Genomic DNA, 19,482 nt, shown 5'->3' on the forward strand with positions numbered 1-19,482 from the left:
CCTAGGATGGAAGACCATTAGGGAGTATCGCGAGGAGAGGTACCATGCGGCATAGCGCCGGGACATGGTCCGGAAAAACGTCCGAGGTCCCACTCAACCCGTTTTGCGACTCCATCTCCTTGAGCATCTGGTTGCGAAGCGCAATTCCGTCCGTAGAATCGGGACGCAGACCCGGAACCTCCCTGGGGTACACGCGAAGCGAATCGAGGAAGTTATCGAGAACAAACAGCTCGCCATCGATAAAGCGCCAGTCAATTCGCTTACGATTAATCAGGTCATCAAACTGCTCTTCGGTAAACTCAGGCCACTCCTCGCGAATCATCGCAATAGCCAGATCACGCGACACCGAAAAATGAAGCGGCGTCTCGAGCATGCGATACCGCTCGGCACGAACGCAGGCTGCCAGGGAAGGCTCAGGATTCTGCTCCAAAAGGCGATCGCAGGCAGCAACAGCCCGCGTCAAATAGCCGGCATCCTTGAGACGAAGAATCTCGGGCGGCAGTTCAATATCGAGATGACGAAAGTCATCGCAGCAAACATCAACAGAGCAACCAACAGGACCCTCGTCAATAACCTTCCCATCCGAAGGCAGCACATCAATAACAGCCATACCAAACTCCAAGTCATTAGAACTCTTGAAGCCCATTGTAGCGAGATAAAAAAGAAAGCCCCAATAAAGGAACCCTCAACACCGATAAACGGTACCTATTAAAAATGAATTCAGCCCAGTAACCCTGCGGCGTTAAACGAAGGAAGCCCCGTCTCCCGGAACTGTTTCCTTGGCGCGACTTCTGGCGAAGCCAGGTGAGCGCAAAGGAAACAGTGTAGGGGGACGGGGCTTCCGGCGGGAAGTTTAGCGACGCTTACGCCTTGTTGACGGAGCCAAACTCCTCCATGAGCTCCTTGGTGCGGGCAACGATGTTGTCGCGACCAGGCTTGAGGAGCTTGCGGGGATCAAAGCCCTTGCCCTGCTGATCCTTGCCAGCCTCGATGTACTCGCGGACGCCCTTGGCGAAGACGAGCTGCAGGTCGGTGTTGACGTTGATCTTGGAGATGCCCAGGGAGATGGCCTTCTTGATCTGATCCTCGGGGATGCCGGTACCACCGTGCAGAACGAGGGGCAGGTCGCCGGTCTGAGCCTTGATCTCGCCCAGACGCTCGAAGGAAAGGCCAGCCCAGTCGGCGGGATACACGCCGTGGATGTTGCCGATGCCGCAGGCGAGGAAGTCGACGCCCAGGTCAGCAATCTGCTTGCACTCAGCAGGGTCAGCGAGCTCGCCGTTGGAGGTCACGCCGTCCTCGGTGCCGCCGATGCCGCCGACCTCGGCCTCGATGGACATGCCCTTGGAGTGGGCAAGCTCAACGAGCTCCTTGGTGCGGTCGAGGTTAAGCTGGAAGGTCTCCTCGTGAGAGCCGTCATACATGATGGACGTGAAGCCGGCCTCGATGCACTTGAAGCAGTCCTCGTAAGAACCGTGATCGAGGTGAAGGGCGACGGGAACGGTAACGCCCGTGGCCTCGACGGCAGCCTTGACCATGTCGGCGCAGACCTTGAAACCGCCCATCCACTTAGCGGCACCAGCGGTGCACTGAAGGATCAGCGGAGACTTGGCCTCCTCGGCGGCCTGGAGAATAGCCAGGGTCCACTCGAGGTTGTTGGTGTTGAAGGCACCGAGAGCGTACTTGCCGGCCTCGGCCTTCTTGAGCATGTCTGCTGCGTTGACGAGCATAAAAGAAACCTCCTGTAAGGTTGCTCCGATAACGCCTGAGATTTTACCACGGCGTACCCGAGCATAAACGTTCGTTTGTTCACGAATATCGTCCAAACAGACTTTTTTTGACCGTTTGCCCTACGGAATCGACCCGTTGGGGAAAAATAGCTTGACGTTTGGACGCTTCTCGTGCTTCAGGAGCTGACTATAAAGCTACACCTGCATGAAAGGGTTCTGCATGAGCTCGCGTGCCATGGTGGTCGAATCGCCATGGCCGGTTAGGCAAACGGTATCGGGCGGGAGAAGCCGGGCGAGCTTGGAGAGCGAGCGCAGAATCGCCGCCTCGTCTCCGCCGGAAAGGTCGGTACGGCCGTGCCCACCCGGAAACAGGGTGTCGCCCACAAAGGCAATGTTCCCCTGCTCGGTGGCAGCAAACAAGACGATCCCGCCCGGCGTATGCCCTGGTGTCTCGATCACCTGCAGGCAGATATCGCCCACCTCGATTGCATCGCCCTCGGCGAGCAGGCGCGTCGGCTCCCCAGGGTCGGGCGTCTCAATGCCCCACATAGCTCGCTGTTCCTCGATGTTCGCATGCGGCACCGCCACATCCTTGGCACACAGCTCATACTGGCAGCCCTCGCCAACGGTGGTTCGTACGCCGGCAACACCACCAACATGATCAGCATGGCCATGAGTGCATACGGCGCCAAGCATGCGTACGCCGGGATGCTCGGCTCGAATATGCTCCACCAAGCGCCCGCCTTCCCATGCGGGGTCGATAATCACGCACTCATTGTCCGAAATAACAGCATAGCTATTGGTCTGAATGGGACCGTTTACGAGCGTCTCGATCTTGACCGATCCCTTGGGAGTTAAATCCAAGGACACAGCATTCATGTCCCTCTCCTCTCAATAGAACTCGAGGCATCGAACGATGCCTCGAGTGTAGCGAATATCGAAAATGTGGCACGTTCGTCGCGACTAAACGCGACGCTTAAGCTGGGCTCCACCCTCGCCGGGCATCAGGCGGCGCGCGTCGTAGACCGAGTCAACGCTGCTGATGGAGGCCAGCAGTGGATCCAGACCACTCGCGTCCGAGATCTCGACCATAAAGCGCAGGGTTGCAATACCCTCGCGGTTGGTCGACGTGGCGGCAGAAAGGATATTGCCGCCTGCATCGCCAATGGCGATGGTGACGTCCTTGAGCAGGCCCATGCGGTCCAGGCACTCGACCACAATCTCGACCTGGAAAAGCGTATCGGCAGCACCATCCCACTCTACGTCAATCATGCGCTCAGGATGTTCCATAAGGCCCTTGACGTTGGGGCAGTTGGCGCGATGCACCGAAACGCCACGACCGCGCGTGATGAAGCCGACGATGTCGTCGCCCGTCACGGGGTTGCAGCAATGAGCCAGACGGACCAGCAGGCCGCTGTTGCTCTCGCCCTTGACGATAATGCCGTTACTGGCACTCTTACCGCGCTTTTGCGGCTTGCGGTTGGAGCCGCGAGCGGGCTGCTTTACGACCTCGGCGATAGCCTCGGCCTTGGTGAGCTGTTCCTCGGGCTTGGGGTCCAAGATTTGCTCGACCTTATTGCCCACAGCGCGCGGGGCGACCTTGCCCGCGCCAACGGCTGCAAAAAGGTCCTCGAGCTGCTTGAAGTTAAACTGCTCCGCCACGGCGTTGAGCGCACGCGTGGATCGTGGCGTAGAGATGCCATACCCGCGCTTACGCAGGTCCTTGGCCAGTATATCGCGGCCGGCGGCAGCGTCGTCATCCTTGGTCGCGGCGGCGAAATAACGGCGAATCTTTGACTTGGCCGAAGGTGTCTTGACGATCTTGAGCCAATCGCGCGACGGCTTAGAGCTCTTGTTAGTCAGAATCTCGACACGGTCACCCGTCTTGATCTCGTGCGTGAGCGGCGCCACCGCACCGTTGATTTTGGCGCCGACACAGTGGTTACCGACCTCGGTATGAACGGCGTAGGCAAAGTCGAGCGGTGTAGAGCCGGCACGAAGCGCCATGACCTCGCCCTTGGGCGTAAAGACAAAAATCTCCTGGTCAAACAAGTCGACCTTCAGCGAGTGCAAGTATTCCTTGGCATCGGTGATCTCGTCAGACGCCGCCCAATCGAGTGAGTGCTTGAGCCAGTTAATCTGGTCGTCCAGACGCTGGGCATCATTGGTCTTAGACGCAGACGATCCGCCCGATTTCTTATACAGCCAGTGGGCGGCAATGCCGTACTCGGCCTGCTCGTGCATTTCGTAGGTTCGAATCTGAATCTCGAGCGGACGGGCCGTGGGGCCGATAACCGTCGTGTGAAGCGATTGGTAGTTATTGACCTTGGGCATGGCGATATAGTCTTTAAAACGACCGGGCATGGGATGCCACAGGGTATGCACGGCACCAAGCGTGGAATAGCAATCGCGCACCGAATGAGTGATGACGCGCAGCGCCACCAGGTCGTAAATCTCGGAGAACTCCTTGCCCTTGCGCTTCATCTTTTGATAGATGGACCAATAGTGCTTGGAACGACCGTTGATCTGAAAGCCCTCAAGACCAATGCGATTGAGCTCATCGGTGAGCGTCTTGATGGTCTCGGCCAGATAACGCTCGCGAACCTCGCGCGACTCGGATACCATGCGCGCGATGCGCTGGTAGGCATCGGGCTCCAAGTAGAAAAAGGACAGGTCCTCGAGCTCCCACTTGATTGAACTCATGCCCAGGCGGTCGGCCAAAGGCGCGTACACGTCCATGGTCTCGCGTGCCTTAAACAGGCGGCGGTCCTCGCGCAGGGCGGCAAGCGTGCGCATGTTATGCAGGCGGTCGGCGAGCTTGACGATGATGACGCGGATGTCCTTGGACATGGCGAGGAACATCTTGCGCAGCGTAAGCGCCTGCTTCTCGTCCATGCTGTCGACTTCAATGTTGGTGAGCTTGGTCACGCCGTCGACGAGCCCTGCCACGGTTTCGCCAAACAGACCCGAAACATCGGCAAGCGAGGTCTCGGTGTCCTCGACGGTATCGTGCAGCAACGCGGCGCACACCACATCGCAGTCCATCTTGAGGTCAGCCAGAATGATAGCTACCTCGACGGGATGGTTAATGTACATCTCGCCCGAGCGCCGCTTTTGGTTGCAGTGCTTCTCGGCAGCAAAGCAGTAGGCCTGCTCCACATTGGAGAAGTCGTCCTCGTTCATATATTTGAGGCACAGACGCTCCAGCTTGTCGTAGCTGTCCGCCATAATCTCGGGCGGCAGCTCATCGGCATGCTTATAGTGCTCCATCTCCGAAAACGGCTGGAGGGTGGAATCATGGGCGGTACGGGCTGCGGCGTCCATCGAGGTCCCCTTCCCCTAGGCCCGCGGTACGATCGGGCGATTAACTTTGGCTAGCATATCAGAAGCGCACGAATCGAGCGCCCAGCTCCGAAAAGCCGTGAACTCCATGCGCGAGCGCAAGCCCTCCAAATAGCGAATTGACCTGCTTAATTGCACGCGACCGGGGTTTTCCGCCATCGCGATGCGACGCGTATCGTCAAACCCCGAAACGCGGCAGAAACCGAGTTCTTCGAAGATTCCCAGGCCGCTTTCCACCGAGCGCTCGTCGACCGGCGTGCGGGCATCGATGGCAAGACACATCTGCGCAATGTCGATATCGCTCGCGCAGAATGAATCGTCCCCCGTCTTGCCACGGTTGGAGCGCCACATGGTCTGCAGCGCTCGATAGAGAGTGACAAGCTCATCGCGCTCGGGCGCGTAACAATCGAGCAGGCGCTCATTAATACGAGCGTCACGCGACGAATAGAGCAAGTGAATCACGGCGGGCTGTCCATCGCGGCCGGCACGGCCACTCATCTGGTTAAACTCAATCGCACCAAACGGCATGTGGTAGAGCACGACATGGCGGATATCGGGCAGGTTGACGCCCTCACCGAAGGCCGAAGTTGAAACGATGCAGCTGAGACTTCCGTCTCTAAAGGCTTCCTCGACACGGCGGCGATCGGAGCGCGCAAGCCCGGCGTTATAGAACGCAATATGGGTCGCGCAGTCGGGCACGCGTTTGCGCAACGTCTTGGCAAGCGCCACGGACTGGTCGCGCGAGTTCACGTAGATAACGGTCTTCTCCCCCGTCGCCACGATCGACACCAGGCGATTTTCGCGGCTCGCAAGGTCACGGTCGTCCTCGAGTTGTAGGTTCTCGCGAACGGTCTCGTCGACCACCGTCCTGGTAATCGGCAATACACGAGCAAGCTCCGCCACGACTGGGGCCGTCGCGGTAGCCGTTGCCGCCATGACAACGGGATCGCCCAGGGCTTTGAGAATATCGGGCATGTCAAGGTAGGCGCTCCGGTCGCCGCCTTTGGCAAGACCGGCATGGTGTGCCTCATCGATAACGACAAAGCCAATACGTCCAGAACGCGCAAAGCGATCGCGATGGATAGACAGGAACTCCGGCGTCGTGAGAACGATGCCGGTGCGGCCCGAAGCCAGACCGGCAAACACGTCATCGCGCGCTGCCTCCACGGTCTCGCCGGTCAACACGCCCACGCCAATGCCGAGCGCAGCCATCGTCGACGAGAGGTGATAAGCCTGGTCGGCAACGAGCGCGCGCAGCGGATAGACAAAGATGCTCGCCCGCCCACGAAGGACCGCCTCGCGCGCGGCGTGCACATGGAAGATGAGCGACTTGCCGCGACCCGTTCCCATAACGGCCAAAACGCTCTGGTGGTCGGCCAGGGCGTCAAGCGCCTCGACCTGTGCGCGGTGCGGCTGGTTCGATCCGATAAAGCTGTGAATGAGCGAGCGCGTGAGCTCGGTATAGGAAAGCTGAGCGAGCGTTTCGCGTTTACGCGACTCCAGGCGCAGGCCAGAATCCGCCGGTTGTACGCCGCGGCGAAGCTCACATGCCGGATCGTCGATATTGGGCGCCGTGGCATCGCGTAGCAAGACATCTTTGATCATGAGTTTGGGCTTCACGCGCCCCTGCCAATGCTCGGCAACGGCCTCGAACACCAAGTCGACGGCGCTGTCGCAATTGATAAGCCTGTCGATCTGCGGCACACGAAACATGATGGCCGGCACACTTGCGGCGCCATCCGTCGCCACGAAACGCATATGCTCGCCGGTCTTACCCACCACGGCGCGGTCACACATCGTCACACCCTCGGCAGCCAGCAGCGGCACCTTATTACCCTGGCCAAACGGCTCAAGGCGGGAAATCTGCTCGATGGTCTCGATATTCAGCTCGGAGAGGTCAACGGTGGCGGCAACCTCGTCAGTGTCCTCAAAGTCATCGGCAGGAAGCTCCGATAGCACGGCCGAAAGGCGACGGCGGAACTCATCGAGCTTGGATGCCTCGATGGTCACGCCCACCGCACCGGCATGCCCGCCGCGACGAATCAGCAGGTCGGAGCAGCGTTCTACGGCGTCGAACAGGTTGACTTTGCCCACCGAGCGACCCGAACCGCGAGCGATACCGTCCTCGATCGAGAACAGCAGCGCCGGCACGTGATAACGGTTGGTGAGGCGGCTCGCCACGATGCCCTTGACGCCCTCGTGCCAACCTTCGCCGCCCACGACAATCGCGCGCCCGCCGTCATAAGTCTCCTCGACCTTCGCCATGGCATCGCGCGTAAGCTCGGCCTCGATCTCGCGGCGTTGGCGATTGATTTCCTCGAGCTCGGCGGCAAGCGCGCTCGCTTCGATGGGGTCGCGGGCAAGCAGCAGGTCGAGCGCCAGCTTGGGATCAGCCATGCGGCCGGCAGCATTCAGACGAGGGATGAGCGAAAACGACAGGCCGTCGGCCGTAATGGTAGAAAGGTCGGCCTTGGCAAGTGCGGCAAGCGCGATATAACCGGGGCGGGCCGTCACGCGCATCTGCTGGATGCCCTCGGCGACCAGTGCGCGATTCTCGGGCGTGAGCGGCATCATGTCGGACACGGTGCCCAGCGCCGCGACCTCTATCAGCGAACGCCAATACGACGGCTTGCCCAAACGCTCGCCCAGGACCTGTACCAGCTTAAGCGCCACACCGGCACCGGCAAGCTCGCGCGAGGGGCCCTCGTCCTCGAGCTTGGGGTCGGTCAGGGGCACGCCCTGCGGCACCTGGTCGGACGGCTCGTGATGGTCCGTGACCACCAAATCAATCCCCAGGCTCTCCAGGTAGGAGACCTCTTCCTTGGCAGCAATACCGTTATCGACGGTCACAATCAGGTTGGGTTGAGCAAGCTCGTTGACGCGGTCGAGCGCCGCACGCGACAGGCCGTAGCCCTCGTCAAAGCGGTGCGGAATAAACGGCGTGACGTTGGCGCCAAACGAACGTAGCGCCTCGGTCAACAGACAAGTCGACGTAATGCCGTCGACGTCAAAATCGCCAAAGACGGCGATACGCTCGTGGTTGCGAATAGCACGCTCAACGCGGTCGGCGACGACCGCCATGCCCGGAATAACAAGCGGGTCCGCCCAGTCGCGATCGAGCGAAGGCGTCAAAAACAGCTGGCCTTCCTCGATGGATGTAATGCCGTGCGCAACCATAATGCGCGCCACCAGCCCGGGTATGCCCAGACCAGCCGAAAGCTCCTTTTCGAGCTCGGGATTTTGCTGAGCGACCGCCCAGCGATGCGTCGTCTTAAGCGATGACATAGGCGCCCACCCCCGATAGGGGCAGGTCGCCGCGATACCTCTCACGGTTCATAGCGATGAGTCCTCTGTGTATGCCCGCTTCGGCAGGCAGATCTGTTGAACGGATTTATTATACCGTGCGGCACGGACGCAGAGCCTCGCGGCACGCCCTGGTTTCGGTAAACGAGGCCGGTAATAGCCTCGAAATAATCGAGCGTTTCTGACGCACGGACGCATGCGAGCGTCTAGCATATCCATTCAAACGAGTTCGCGGATAAAGGGAGTCACGGGGCATATGAAGCAATGGGTTGGACTGGGAAAGTTCCTCGCGGGGCATATGCAGGTCATCGTTCCGATTTGCGTAACGCTCGGCGTGCTCTTTCCCCAGCAGATCGGAGTACTTAAGCCCATCGTTCCCGCCCTCTTCGCCTTTATGACGTTCCAAGGTGCGCTCAGCAACACCTTCCACCAGGTCGCTGAGGTGTTCCGCCGTCCCCTGCACCTGATTTTGGCGCTGCTCGTCTCGGCGGTGCTTATTCCCATAGCAGCCTATGCCATGGGATCGCTGTTCTTTGGCTCCAATCCCAACCTTGTCTGCGGCATCGTGCTCGAGTACAGCGTACCCGTGGCGGTCACTGCCTTTATGTGGATTAGCATGTTCGGCGGCAACGGCCCGCTCGCGCTCACCATCATCCTGACGTCCTCGGTTATCTCGCCTGTGACGATTCCGCTCACGCTGAAGCTCTTGCTGGGTGCCACCGTCTCGATCGATGTGCCGAGCATGATGCAGGACATGGCCTTTATGATCGCCATCCCCGCCGTGCTCGGCATCGTGATCAACGAGCTCACACGTGGATGGGGACACGAGAAGCTCTCCCCCGCGCTCTCGCCCGCCTGCAAGTTCATGATGATGGGCATTATCGCCTCCAACTCCACCGCCATGAGCGAGTACGTCCTGCACATGAACGCGATGCGTCTGGAAGTCGCCCTCTTTATTTTGACCTTCGCCATCAGCGGCTTTGTCGTCGGTTTTCTGGTCGCCCGTGCGCTGCATCTGCCATATAGCGAGACGACTACCATGTGCTTTACCTGCGGCATGCGTAACATCTCTTCGGGCGCCGTCATCGCCACACAGTACTTTCCAGGCGAAGTCGTGTTTCCCGTCATGTGCGGAACGCTGTTTCAGCAGATACTCGCCTCGTTTATCGGGCATCTCTTTGAGCGTCTGACCGGCGAGGAGCGCGCCGCCCAGCGCAAGCGTGTCGAGGCCGGCCGCGACGCCATGGCGCGCTAGACTGTCCGCATTACACGGGTGTTAATCTTGCTATACGAGCGTTTCCAGATGCGCACGCAAGCGCTCAGCATCGATATCGAGCGTTGTCTCGGCATTGACCTGGGCCAAACGATAGCCGACAAAGTAGGGCGAAACCACCCAACGCGGCAGCGCCTTGGCAATGGTCCGACCGCCCAGGTGATAGAAGAACAAGTTGTACGACTCTGCGCGACCACCGTGGTGCTCGTTCAGGATATAGCGCAGAGCCACCTGGATCGCATCGGCGAAGAGATCTGCCTCGGCTTGGTCTCTTGTGTCATCGCTGGCGGCGATTCCCTGCGGGGCTGAAACGTTGACCTCAAAGAACCCCATAATCGGTTCGGTTGAGATGTTGGCCGCGATTCTCCCCTGTTGCCAGACATTGATGCCTTCGAAATTGGCGGAAGTCAACGAAGCATAGCCGTCTTCCTGCTCCAAACCCACAATCTGCATGTGCGGATGAACGAGACTACCGCCCGAGAGAGGACCCTTGTTCTTGTACATGAGCACGCTTCGATACTGCCGTGAATCGATCATCTGCTGCCAGCAATCCAGGGCAAACCTCATCACATGGTGGAGTTCATCTGGCTCATAGGTCACCAGGTCGGCATCGTGATCGGCTGACTCGATCAGCACGGTTTGACGGGTGGCGCGCAGGGTTTTGAACTTATTCTCGAGCCAGATGCAGTCGCCGTCGCGCCGGATGATATTGGCGAGTCCCTCGGTATCGCAAAAGGGGCACGCGGTGCCAGGGCGCCGGTTGTCGTCGGGCTTGCCGCTCGCCTGCTGAACGTCAAATACCAGCGCCACGGGTTACGCCTCCAGCGGCACGATCTTGGTGCCATGGAGCTCGGAGACGCCCAATGCCGCCGCCACGGTATCGCGGTTGGCCGTGGAAATGCCGCCGCCGGGAAGGATGGTCAGGCGGTCGCCCGCATACTCGACAAGACGCGATAGGTGCTCCAGATTGTCCTCGATCGGCGTTCCGGCAGCACCACCATGCGTCAGGATACGCGTGATGCCGCAGTCGGCGAGTGTGTCGACGGCATCGAGCTGAGCCTCGGGCGAGAGCTGGTCAAACGCCATGTGGAAGGTGATGTCAAGGGACTCGCGCTTGCACTCCTCGGTCGCGCAGCCCGCGGCCATCACGAGGGCGCCCAACGTAAGCTCGTCGAGCGCCCAGCCGCCGGCACAAGGCTTGCAGCAGCCAAAGACCAAGCCATCGGCGCCGGCGCTCACGGCAAGACCCAAGTCCATCTCCATCATGCGCAGCTCGTCCTGGTTGTAGTGAAAGTCACCGCCACGCGGGCGAATCATGCACATCACTCGTGCGTCATGCTCGTGAGCATAGCTGACCGTAGCGCTGATAACACCAGCCGAGGGCGTAGTGCCACCGACGGCAAGGTTGTCGCACAGCTCGATGCGCTTTGCACCGGCATCGATAGCCGCCGGCACCCGCTCAAAGTTCTCGGCACAAAACTCGTACAGCATAGATAGACCCCCAGATGGCAAACGTTTTCCGATGGGCATTGTCGCACGCCCCCATGAAGTTGCGGTGGAATAGGGACTGTTTTGGCCTCTGAGGCTCCCATTTAGTCCCTATTTCACCGCAACTTAAAGGGGGTAGTCGTTGGCATCTGCCACAACGCCGATGTTTTGGCAACGACAGCGAAAGCCCGCCAGAGCGAACAAGGTGCCTTGAAACAAGGCAGCATTGACCTTCTGGTCATGCCGCCGAAGTTGAAAGGCAGATTGCCGCTCTGGCGGGCTTGCAGCGTCGGCTGGTTACGGCGTTTGGCAAAACGCCGTAACTATCTAGCCGCCCAGGTAGGCTTTACGCACGTTATCGTCGTGCAGCAGCTCTTGGCCGGTGCCGGTCATGGTGATCTTGCCGGTCTCGAGCACGTAGCCGCGTGTGGCGATGGAAAGCGCCATCTGTGCGTTTTGCTCGACCAGGAGCACTGTGGTTCCGGCCTTATGCAGATCCTCGACGATCTGGAAGATCTGCTCAATCAGAATCGGTGCCAAGCCCATAGAGGGCTCATCGAGCATGAGCAGCTTAGGGTTACTCATAAGAGCGCGGCCCATAACGAGCATCTGCTGCTCGCCGCCCGAAAGGGTGCCGGCGACCTGGCGACGGCGCTCCTTCAGGCGCGGGAACTGCTCGTAGACGCGCTCAAGGCCCGGAGCAACCGTGGACTTTGGCTGCGTGTAGGCGCCCATCTCCAGGTTCTCCTCGACCGTCATCTGCAAGAAGGCGCGACGGCCCTCGGGGACCTGAGCCAAGCCCTTGCCCACCAGCTTGTCGGCAGGCGTATGGGTAATGTCCTCGCCCATAAACTTGATGGAGCCGGTCTTGGAACGCAGCAGGCCCGAGACGGTTTTAAGCGTCGTGGACTTGCCGGCACCGTTCGCACCGATCAGAGCCACGATCTCGCCCTCGTTGACGTTAAAGGAGATGTCCTTGATGGCGTGGATGGCGCCGTACCAGACATTGATGTTGTAGACGGAAAGCATCGGCTCTGCCATTTAGTTCTCCCCCTTATCCTGCTTGCCCAGATACGCCTCGATAACAGCGTCGTTGTTCTGGATTTCCTCGGCCGTGCCTTTGGCGATGACCTTACCAAAGTTGAGCACGCAGATACCCTCGCAAATATTCATGACGAGCGACATGTCGTGCTCGATAAGCATGATGGCGATACCAAAGGTGTCGCGAATCTTAACGATGTTCTCCATGAGTTCCGCGGTCTCGGACGGATTCATGCCGGCGGCAGGCTCGTCGAGCAGCAGCAGTTTGGGGTTGGTGGCAAGCGCGCGGACGATCTCCAGACGACGCTGAGCACCGTAAGGCAGCGAGCCGGCCTGCTCGTTTGCCAGGTGCTCCATATCAAAGATGGACAGCAGCTCCATTGCACGCTCGTGGGCGGCCTTCTCGTGTTTCCAATACGTCGGCAGGCGCAGCACGCCCTCAAAGCCGGAGTAGCGCTCCTGGTTGTGCAGGCCGACCTTAACGTTATCCTCCACCGTCATGGTGTTGAACAGGCGAATGTTCTGGAAGGTACGGGCAATACCCATGCGGTTGACCTGATAGACCGACTCGCCCGAGGTGTCCTCGCCGTCGAGCAGGATGGTGCCGTGCGTGGGCTGGTACACCTTGGTGAGCAGGTTGAAGACCGTAGTCTTGCCGGCACCGTTGGGGCCGATGAGACCGGCGATCTCAGTCTTGCCGATGGTTAGGCTAAAGTCGTCGACTGCCTTAAGGCCGCCGAATTCAATGCCCAGGTGGATGCACTCGAGCGCCGGGCGCTCGCCCAGGTCGCGATCGGGAACGATGGCGCCAGAAGGATACGGGACCATCTTGCCCTTGTTGAACTCAAACTTACTGGGCATCGGCTGCCACCTCCTTCTTGGAAGCAAAGCGGTCCTTAATGCGTGCGAAGAACGCCTTGAGCTGTGGGTTGTTGGTAAAGATCATGACCAGGATCAGCACGATGGCGTAGATGAGCATGCGGTAGTCCGAGAACTGACGGAGCAGCTCGGGAAGCACCGTGAGCAACGCCGCCGCGATGACGGAACCGCGCATATTGCCCAGACCACCCAGGACCACGAACACCAGGATGAGGATGGACGTGTTGAAGTCGAACTTGGTGGCGGAGAGCTGCGAGAAGTTACCGCCGAAGAGGGCTCCGGCAGCGCCGGCGAGAGCGGCGGAAACCACGAAGGCGATCATGCGGTACTCGGTGACGGAGATGCCCACGGACTCGGCAGCGATCTTGTTGTCGCGCACGGCCATAATGGCACGGCCGGTACGGCTGCGAACCAGGTTGAGCACGATCACGAGTGCGACCATAACCAGGATGGCACCGGCGAGGAAGGTCGAGTACGTCGACACGCCCGAGGCGCCCTGGGCGCCCTTGATGATGGCGGTGCCGTCCTCGAGCAGGTGCAGGTCGTCGATCGTGGAGTTACCCGTGATGTTAAAGATCACGTGCAGGCCGCGGGAGTCGACACCCACAATGAGGCAGGTGACGATTTCTTTGATGATCTCGCCAAAAGCCAAGGTCACGATGGCCAGGTAGTCACCGCTCAGGCGCAGGACCGGGATACCGATCAAAAAGCCCAGAATGGCAGCAGCGATGGCGCCGACCACGATGCTGATGACAAGACGCACCGGATCGGAGGGAACGGCGCTCTCGAGGGCGACGGCGGTAACGATGCCCGTATAAGCGCCGACGCTCATAAAGCCCGCGTGGCCCAGCGACAAGTCGCCCGCGATACCGACGACGAGGTTGAGGGAAATGGCCATGACGATATAGGCCGTAATGGGGACCAGCTGACCGGCGATCATGCGCGGAATCATGTGGTTAGACTGCATAAAGAACACGATGGCGAACGCCACAAGGCACATGGCGTACGTAACAAAGTCGTGACGCGTCTGCTTGTCTTTAAGAAACTTCATAACGCTCACCTACACCTTCTCGGGGACGTACTTGCCCAAGAGGCCGGCAGGCTTGACGAGCAGGACGATGATCAGAACACCAAAGACGATGGAGTTGGCAAGGCTCGTGGAAATGTAAGCCTGTGCCATCGCCTCGATGATGCCGATAAGAATACCGCCAACAAAGGCGCCGGGGATGGAGCCGATGCCGCCGAAGACGGCAGCGTCGAACGCCTTGATGCCGGGCATGGCGCCCGTGGTGGGCTGCAGCACCGGCGAGTAGGAGCACAGGAGCACGCCGGCGATAGCGGCAAGTGCCGAGCCGATGGCAAACGTCATCGAGATGGTGCGGTTGACGTTGATGCCCATGAGCTGAGCGGCGGCCTTGTCCTCGGACACGGCACGCATTGCCTTGCCCATCTTGGTCTTACCTGTAAAGAACATCAGGCCGGCCATGATAACCAGGCAGGCGACGATGGTGACGAGCGACACGGCGCTCACGTTGAACTTGGCCAAGAACTCCGGCACCGGGAAGGTGACGAGCGAAGTGAAGTTCTTAGGCGTGGCGCCCCACAGAAGCTGCGCGGCGTTCTGCAGGAAGTAAGACACGCCGATAGCCGTGATCAGAACGGCCAGCGGCCCCGCCTGGCGCAGCGGCTTATAGGCCAGGCCCTCAATGAGAACACCGAGAACCGTGCAGACCGCGCAAGAGAGAATTACAGATGCCCAGCCCGGGAGGCCGAGATACGACGTGGCACAGAACGAGACATAGGCACCGACCATGATGACGTCGCCGTGAGCGAAGTTGAGCATCTTGGCGATACCGTAGACCATGGTGTAGCCCAACGCGATGATGGCGTAGACGCTGCCCATGGACAGGCCGTTGACCAGGTATTGGATAAAGACCGTCATGTTCCACATCCCCCTTTCGAATAGGTTTCCAGCTAATGTATGAAACAGGGACGTTACACTGTCCCTAGATACCAAGCAAGCAGGGAAGGCCAAAACCTCCCCTGCCTGGGATCAAAACCGCTCTATGTAAGGCGGTCTATTAAGCCTGTACGTACTTGCCATCGGTGATAACGTACGCCGTGGGGTCCTTCTGGACCTGGCCCTTATCGTTCCAGGTGAGCTTGCCGGTCAGACCGTCAACGGTAATCTTGAGCATAGCCTTGGGCAGCTTCTCGGCGACCTCGGTCGGGTCGGCGTCGACACCAAGACCGGCCTCCTTGAGGGCCTCGGCCACCGCGTGCACGCCATCGTAGGCGTCGGCGGCAAACTGGTCGGGGGTATCGCCGTACTTATCCTTGTAAGCGTTGACGAAGTCGGCGTTCTTCTCGTCGTCGGCGGAGAACGGGGTCATGAGCAGCAGGCCCTCGGCAAGAGAAGTGTCGAAGCCCTCAACGCCCAGGATGCCGTCCATGCCGTCGCAGCCCATCATCTTGACGTCGTAGCCCATGTCCTTGGCGTTCTTGAGCAGGACGGACGCCGGCGTGTAGTAGATTGGTGCAAAGATCATGGTGGCGCCGGCCTGCTTGGCCTTGGTCAGCTGGTTGGTAAAGCTCGTGGCGGAGTCGTCCTTAAAGGTCTCCTCGTCGACAACCTCGAGCTTGGACTCAGCGGCCTGGGCCTTAAAGGCATCCGCGACACCCGAAGAATAAGCGTCGCCGGAGTTATAGAACAGCACGAACTTCTCGTCCGCATACTTCTGCGCCAGGAACTTGGCAGCGTTGACGCCCTGGTTGGGGTCGGTAAAGCAAACCTGGAAGACGCAATCCTTGCCGTCGGTGACGTCCTCGGAGGACGCGGACGGGGTGATCATGAACGTCTTGGGGTCGTTACCGCACTCTGCGGCAACGGCAACCGACGCACCCGTGGTGGTCGGGCCGACAAGGGCCTGCATGCCCCAGTCGAGCAGGGTATTAAAGGCGTTGACGGCCTTCTCGCCGTCGGCCTGGTCGTCCTCGGCCTTGCTGGCAAGCGGCAGCTCCTTGGTGGAGAAGTCCTTGCAGCCAAGCTCGACGCCCTGGGTAACGGACTTGCCGTAGGACGCGGCGGCACCGGTCAGCGGGCCGATGGTGCCGATCTTAAACGAAGCGTCGCCCGAAGCGGAACCGCTGTCGCCGCCGTTGGAGGAGCAGCCAGCTAGAATGGACATCGCCCCCAGACCTGCTGCGCTCGCGATAACGCTCCTGCGATTCATAACAGGGTTCAATGACTTACCGGTGAGGCTCGACATGCGGCTCTCCTCTCAAATCTCGTCGGGTTTTGGTTACCCGACAGGCCATCCTTCGCCGTGTTCGGCGTTCGCAAAATAGTAGACGCTTTAGTTAGGAAAAGTGGCGATTATTTCAACTTTTCTTTGGATTTGTTCATTTATCCATATTTCTGCGTATTTCTATTACTTTATGCAGTAAAGCCACTTTATTGTGTAAAAGCAATGTTTCCGTTCTGTTACAAGCGTCCCCGCCCTGAATAAAACAGCCTCACCGGTCGCGCTTTATGCGCGCTTAGGCGGCGATGTACTTGCCGTCCTGGATCACATAGGCCGTAGCGGGCTTTTCGACCTGGCCCTCGTCATTCCACGTCAGCTCACCCGTCAGGCCCTCGATCTTGATCTTGCGCATGGCCTTGGTCGGCTGGTTGATAAAGCTCGTGGAGGAGTCGTCCTTAAAGGTCTCGGTATCGACGATGTCGAGCTTGGACGCCTTGGCCTGCTCGGCAAAGGCATCGGCGATCTCGCCCGAGACGGCGACGGCGGCACCGGTGGTGACGGGGCCGACGAGCGCCTGCATGCCCCAGTCGCACAGGGCAAACCTTATGGTGCAAACGTTGACAGTTTGTTACGGAAGTTCGTTTGTAGCGAGCGTGTTTCCAATGTTTCCGCAGCGTTTCGGGGGTGCCGTTTTGTGCGACTCCTGTTGCCTGGCGAGCACGCGTCCTCGGTTCACGCTAGAATGCACTCAACCTTTAAGCGATTTATCCATCCATAAGATGCACGAAGGAGCTATCTATGAGCGAACCCCTGCGCACCGTGAACGTCGGCCTCATCGGTCTGGGAACCGTCGGCGGCGGCGTGGCCCGTCTGATCAAGAGCCACCACGATGAGTACCTGGCAGCCTACGGCATCGACCTTAAGCTGACCCGCGCCTGCGCGCTTGCCTGGGAGCAGGCCGAGGCGGCAGGCATTGAGCGCGAGGCCTTTACGAGCGACTGGCACGATGTCGTCACCGACCCCGCCGTCGACATCGTCGTCGAGCTGATCGGCGGCGAGCATCCCGCAACCGAGATCTTCACCACTGCCTTTGAGCACGGCAAGCACGTCGTCTCTGCCAACAAGGCCCTGCTGGGCCGTCACGTCGAGACGCTTGCCAAGAAGGCACGCGCGTGCGGCGTGCAGATTAAGTGCGAGGCCAGCTGCGGCGGCGGCATCCCCATCGTGAGCACGCTTGAGCACGATCTGGTGGGCAACAAGATCCTGACCATCGCCGGCATCCTCAACGGCACCACCAACTACATCCTGTCGCGCATGGACGCCGAGGGCGCCGATTACGCCGACGTGCTCGCCGATGCACAGGCCAAGGGCTATGCCGAGGCCGACCCGTCCGCCGACGTCGACGGCTTCGATGCCGCCAGCAAGACGGCGATCCTCGCCTCCATCGGCTTTGGCACCCGCGTGACCACCGATGATGTGTACCAGCAGGGTATCCGCACCATCGGCGCCGAGGACATCGCCCAGGCCCGCGAGCTCGGCTACACCATTAAGCTGCTCGGCATCGCCCGCAACACCGACGCCGGCGTCGACGTCCGCGTGCATCCCACGCTGATCCCCGCCGACCACATGCTTGCCAAGGTCAACGGCGCCATGAACGCTGTTTACGTAGTGGGCGATGCCGTGGGCGAGACCATGTTCTACGGTGCCGGCGCAGGCTCCTTCCCCACCGCGAGCGCCGTCGTGGGCGATATCCTGTCGCTCTCCGAGCAGATCAGCCGGGGCGTGGCTCCGCTGCCCGAGATTGAGCCCTATGGTCACAACCTCGCCTTTAAGCCCATGGACGAGCTCCAGACCAAGTACTATGTGCGCCTGAAGGTCGCCGACCGCGTGGGCGCCCTGTCCGAGACGGTCGACATCTTTGCCAAGCACAACATTTCGATCTCGCTCATCAACCAAGTCGAGGACGGCAAGTCGGGTGTCAGCGATGCCTGCTCGGTCATCTTCCTGACGCACCGCGCACTCGAGAAGGACGTCCAGGCTGCCGCCGCCGAGCTTGCCAGCGTCGACTGCGTGGCCGAGGTCGCCAACGTCCTGCGCATCGAGGACGTCGAGGCTTGGACCGAAGGTGTCATGGCCAACTAGTTCGGTTTACACCCCACAACGCATTTGCTCGAAGGGCTCCCGTCTGGTCTTGGACGGGAGCCCTTTTATTTGCACGCTCGGGGCGCATTGACGCGATCCGCGTTTGAACAATTTGACCGTTCGGTGTCAACCAGGGATACCGCTCACCGATAAGCAGGCACGTTTGCTTTTGTCCGCCGCTATCCTGTGCTGCGTACGTCCACCCCCGAAGAATGGAGGCACCATGTTGCTCGAGGGCAAGAAAGCAATCATCACCGGAGGCACGCGCGGTATCGGCTATGCCATCGCCTGCCGCTTTATCGAGGAGGGTGCCACCGTCACCGTCTTTGGCTCGCGCCAGGAGACTGCCGACGCGGCCGTTGAGAAGCTGACAGCCGCCTATCCCGAGGCCAAGGTCTGGGGTCGCTCCTGCGACCTCACCTCGCTCGAAGCCGTAACCGAGGCCTTTACCCAGGCTGCCGCCGATATGGGCGGCTTGGACACGGTCGTCAACAACGCCGGCATCTCCCAGCGCTCGCCCCTTTTGGATTACACGGCAGAAGAGTTTGCAAAGGTCATGGACCTCAATGTCGTCGCCGTCTTTAATGGTCACCAGGCTGCCGCCAAGATCATGACCGAGGCCGGCCACGGCGGCACCATCACCACCACGAGTTCAATGGTCGCCAAGTATGGCCAGCCCTCCGGCGTCGGCTATCCTACGTCCAAGTTTGCCGTCAACGGCATGGTCCAGTCGCTCTCGCGCGAGCTCGCCCCCATGGGTATTCGCGTCAATGCCGTCGCGCCTGGCGTAACCAAGACCGATATGGTCGCCAACCTGCCCGAAGAGGTCATCAAGCCCATCATCGCCACTATTCCGCTCGGTCGCATGGGCGAGCCCGAGGACGTTGCCAACGCCTTCGTTTTCCTTGCGAGCGACATGTCCTCCTATGTCACGGGCGCCATCCTCCCCGTCGACGGGGCAGCCCGCTCCTAAAGGTCGAAAGTTTCGGCTTCGAACCTCAACAGAGTTCAACGCAAAAGGCGCGCTGTCCGCATCAAC

16 protein-coding genes are annotated in these 19,482 nt (G+C 60.0%); 3 read left to right on the forward strand and 13 right to left on the reverse strand.

Annotated elements, in window-relative coordinates:
• Position 1: 1 nt before the first annotated feature.
• The 5 genes from AQ996_RS02110 to recJ all read right to left on the reverse strand — a co-directional run bounded on the left by AQ996_RS02110 (position 2) and on the right by recJ (position 8,357).
• The gene (locus AQ996_RS02110) at positions 2 to 610 is read right to left on the reverse strand and encodes a hypothetical protein (protein ID WP_055250614.1); all 609 of its coding nucleotides are present in this window, start codon (positions 608 to 610) and stop codon (positions 2 to 4) included.
• 253 nt (positions 611 to 863) lie between these two features.
• A complete protein-coding gene (gene fba, locus AQ996_RS02115) occupies positions 864 to 1,730 on the reverse strand; it encodes a class II fructose-1,6-bisphosphate aldolase (protein WP_006234429.1) in 867 nt (288 codons plus the stop codon).
• Between the two features lie 195 nt (positions 1,731 to 1,925).
• Entirely contained in the window at positions 1,926 to 2,609 is a 684-nt protein-coding gene (locus AQ996_RS02120) for an MBL fold metallo-hydrolase (RefSeq protein WP_055250616.1), read from the reverse strand.
• A gap of 84 nt (positions 2,610 to 2,693) precedes the next feature.
• Positions 2,694 to 5,054: a RelA/SpoT family protein gene (locus AQ996_RS02125; RefSeq protein WP_055250618.1), complete on the reverse strand. Its 2,361-nt coding sequence runs from the start codon at positions 5,052 to 5,054 to the stop codon at positions 2,694 to 2,696.
• A 15-nt stretch (positions 5,055 to 5,069) separates the two neighbouring features.
• Positions 5,070 to 8,357: a single-stranded-DNA-specific exonuclease RecJ gene (gene recJ, locus AQ996_RS02130; RefSeq protein ID WP_055250620.1), complete on the reverse strand. Its 3,288-nt coding sequence runs from the start codon at positions 8,355 to 8,357 to the stop codon at positions 5,070 to 5,072.
• A 274-nt stretch (positions 8,358 to 8,631) separates the two neighbouring features.
• On the opposite strand from recJ, the gene AQ996_RS02135 reads away from it, so the two are divergent.
• The gene (locus AQ996_RS02135; RefSeq protein ID WP_055250622.1) at positions 8,632 to 9,630 is read left to right on the forward strand and encodes a bile acid:sodium symporter family protein; all 999 of its coding nucleotides are present in this window, start codon (positions 8,632 to 8,634) and stop codon (positions 9,628 to 9,630) included.
• A 30-nt stretch (positions 9,631 to 9,660) separates the two neighbouring features.
• Here AQ996_RS02135 and AQ996_RS02140 read toward each other — a convergent pair whose 3' ends face one another.
• From AQ996_RS02140 to AQ996_RS02175, 8 genes are all read right to left on the reverse strand, one after another.
• Positions 9,661 to 10,458, reverse strand: coding sequence for a DUF4931 domain-containing protein (locus AQ996_RS02140; protein ID WP_055250624.1), 798 nt, complete (start codon positions 10,456 to 10,458; stop codon positions 9,661 to 9,663).
• 3 nt (positions 10,459 to 10,461) lie between these two features.
• Positions 10,462 to 11,139 carry a copper homeostasis protein CutC gene (locus tag AQ996_RS02145; RefSeq protein WP_055250627.1) on the reverse strand — a complete coding sequence of 226 codons (678 nt, stop codon included), beginning with the start codon at positions 11,137 to 11,139 and terminating at the stop codon, positions 10,462 to 10,464.
• A gap of 324 nt (positions 11,140 to 11,463) precedes the next feature.
• Complete coding sequence (locus AQ996_RS02150) at positions 11,464 to 12,177, reverse strand: ABC transporter ATP-binding protein (protein ID WP_006234438.1); 714 nt, start codon at positions 12,175 to 12,177, stop codon at positions 11,464 to 11,466.
• A complete protein-coding gene (locus AQ996_RS02155) occupies positions 12,178 to 13,038 on the reverse strand; it encodes an ABC transporter ATP-binding protein (RefSeq protein ID WP_055250629.1) in 861 nt (286 codons plus the stop codon).
• Positions 13,028 to 14,107 (reverse strand): branched-chain amino acid ABC transporter permease, encoded by a 1,080-nt coding sequence (locus tag AQ996_RS02160; protein ID WP_055250630.1) that lies wholly within the window; start codon positions 14,105 to 14,107, stop codon positions 13,028 to 13,030. The genes AQ996_RS02155 and AQ996_RS02160 overlap by 11 nt, the downstream gene beginning before the upstream one ends.
• A gap of 9 nt (positions 14,108 to 14,116) precedes the next feature.
• Positions 14,117 to 14,998, reverse strand: coding sequence for a branched-chain amino acid ABC transporter permease (locus AQ996_RS02165; protein WP_055250632.1), 882 nt, complete (start codon positions 14,996 to 14,998; stop codon positions 14,117 to 14,119).
• A 139-nt stretch (positions 14,999 to 15,137) separates the two neighbouring features.
• Entirely contained in the window at positions 15,138 to 16,325 is a 1,188-nt protein-coding gene (locus AQ996_RS02170; RefSeq protein WP_055250634.1) for an ABC transporter substrate-binding protein, read from the reverse strand.
• 271 nt (positions 16,326 to 16,596) lie between these two features.
• Positions 16,597 to 16,881 (reverse strand): hypothetical protein, encoded by a 285-nt coding sequence (locus tag AQ996_RS02175; protein WP_055250636.1) that lies wholly within the window; start codon positions 16,879 to 16,881, stop codon positions 16,597 to 16,599.
• 218 nt (positions 16,882 to 17,099) lie between these two features.
• Between AQ996_RS02175 and AQ996_RS02180 the strand changes: the two genes are divergently transcribed.
• Together AQ996_RS02180 and AQ996_RS02185 are read left to right on the forward strand one after the other, a co-directional pair.
• A complete protein-coding gene (locus AQ996_RS02180; protein WP_055250638.1) occupies positions 17,100 to 18,443 on the forward strand; it encodes a homoserine dehydrogenase in 1,344 nt (447 codons plus the stop codon).
• A gap of 223 nt (positions 18,444 to 18,666) precedes the next feature.
• Positions 18,667 to 19,416, forward strand: a complete 750-nt coding sequence (locus AQ996_RS02185) for an SDR family NAD(P)-dependent oxidoreductase (RefSeq protein ID WP_055250640.1) — start codon at positions 18,667 to 18,669, stop codon at positions 19,414 to 19,416.
• Positions 19,417 to 19,482: the final 66 nt, after the last annotated feature.

This window comes from Collinsella aerofaciens (assembly GCF_001404695.1).
Lineage (GTDB): Bacteria > Actinomycetota > Coriobacteriia > Coriobacteriales > Coriobacteriaceae > Collinsella > Collinsella aerofaciens_E.